Origin of the sequence: Variovorax sp. PDC80 (genome assembly GCF_900115375.1) — a bacterium.
Taxonomy (GTDB): domain Bacteria; phylum Pseudomonadota; class Gammaproteobacteria; order Burkholderiales; family Burkholderiaceae_C; genus Variovorax.
Map to the genome: position 1 here is coordinate 1 of NZ_FOWG01000037.1, position 1777 is coordinate 1777.

2 protein-coding genes are annotated in these 1777 nt (G+C 66.5%); both read right to left on the reverse strand.

What is annotated here, in order from left to right; genetic code table 11:
* Positions 1–912, reverse strand: a 912-nt coding sequence (locus BM109_RS40545) for a branched-chain amino acid ABC transporter permease (RefSeq protein WP_177239593.1), incomplete at its 3' end; no start/stop codon positions are given.
* 11 nt (positions 913–923) lie between these two features.
* The gene (locus BM109_RS40550; RefSeq protein ID WP_256223126.1) at positions 924–1775 is read right to left on the reverse strand and encodes a branched-chain amino acid ABC transporter permease; all 852 of its coding nucleotides are present in this window, start codon (positions 1773–1775) and stop codon (positions 924–926) included.
* Positions 1776–1777 lie beyond the last annotated feature (2 nt).

The window sequence follows — 1777 nt, forward strand, 5'->3', positions numbered from 1 at the left end:
CACGAAGATCAGGCCCGTGACCATGGTCACCGACTCGCCCAGCGTGTTGAACCAGTCGATGGTGGTGATGCGCGCGAGCAGGTTGCCCAGTTCGCCGATCTTGTTCTCCAGCAGCACGACCACGGCCGAGCCCACCAGCGGCCCCGACAGCGTGCCCAGGCCGCCCACCAGCGTCATCAGGATCACCTGGCCCGACGCGGTCCAGTGCACGTCCGACAGGGTCGCGAAGCCCAGCACCAGCGTCTTGAGCGAACCCGCCAGGCCCGACAGCGCCGCCGAGATCACGAAGGCCAGCAGCTTGAAGCGCGCCACGTCGTAGCCCAGCGACAACGCGCGCGGCTCGTTCTCCTTGATGCCCTTCAACACCTGCCCGAAGGGCGAGTGGATGGTGCGCACGATCAGCAGGAAGGCGGCCGCCACGATCGCCAGCGCGACGTAGTACATCGTCAGGTCGTTGCTCAGGTCGAGCAGGCCGAACAGCTTGCCGCGCGGCACGCCCTGCAGCCCATCCTCGCCGCCGGTGAACTTCGCCTGCAGCGCGACGAAGAACATCATCTGCGCCAAGGCCAGCGTGATCATCGCGAAGTAGATGCCCTGGCGCCGGATGGCCAGCACGCCGAACAGCCAGCCCAGCAGCGCGCCCACCAGGGTGCCCGCGATCAGGCCCAGCTCGGGCGTGAGGCCCCAGACCTTGATCGCGTGGCCGGCCACGTAGGCCGAGCCGCCGAGGAAGGCCGCATGGCCGAAGGACAGGAGCCCGGTGAAGCCCAAGAGCAGGTTGAAGGCCGAGGCGAACAGCGCGAAGCACAGCAGCTTCATCACGAACACCGGGTAGGCGCCGAAGAACGGCGCCAGCACCAGCGCGACGAGCAGCAGGCCGTAGAAGACGGTGGAGATCTTTTTCATGTTCATGCCGCCTGCTCTCACTTCTCTTTGCCGAACAGGCCGGCAGGACGCACCAGCAGCACGATGACCATGATCACGAACACGACGGTGGACGAGGCCTCGGGATAGAAGACCTTGGTGAAGCCCTCGATCACGCCCAGCCCCAGCCCGGTGAGGATGGCGCCCATGATCGAGCCCATGCCGCCGATCACGACGACGGCGAACACCACGATGATCAGGTTCTGGCCCATCAGCGGCGAGACCTGGATCACCGGCGCGGCCAGCACGCCCGCGAAGGCGGCAAGGCCGGCGCCGAAGGCATAGGTGAGCGTGATCATCAGCGGCACGTTGACGCCGAAGGCCTCGACCAGGCGCGGGTTCTCGGTGCCCGCGCGCAGGTAGGCGCCGATGCGGGTCTTCTCGATCACGAACCAGGTGGCGATGCACACGACCAGCGAGGCCACGACCACCCAGGCGCGGTAGTTGGGCAGCACCATGAAGCCCAGGTCGGTGGCGCTCGACAGCGCCTCGGGCGCGTCGTAGGCCAGGCCCGAGACGCCGTAGATGGAGCGGAACACGCCCTCGATGAGCAGCGTGAGGCCCAGCGTGAGCAGCAGGCCGTAGAGGTGGTCGAGCTTGTAGATCCAGCGCAGCAGCAGCCGCTCGATCAGCACGCCGAACAGGCCGATGACGATGGGCGCGGCGATCAGCATCACCCAGTAGTTGATGCCGAAATATTCCATCGCCATCCAGGTGAGCACCGCGCCGAGCATGAACAGCGCGCCGTGCGCGAAGTTGATGACGTTGAGCAGGCCGAAGATGACGGCCAGCCCGAGGCTCAGGATGGCATAGAAGGAGCCGTTGACCAGCCCCAGGAGGAGCTGGCTCAACA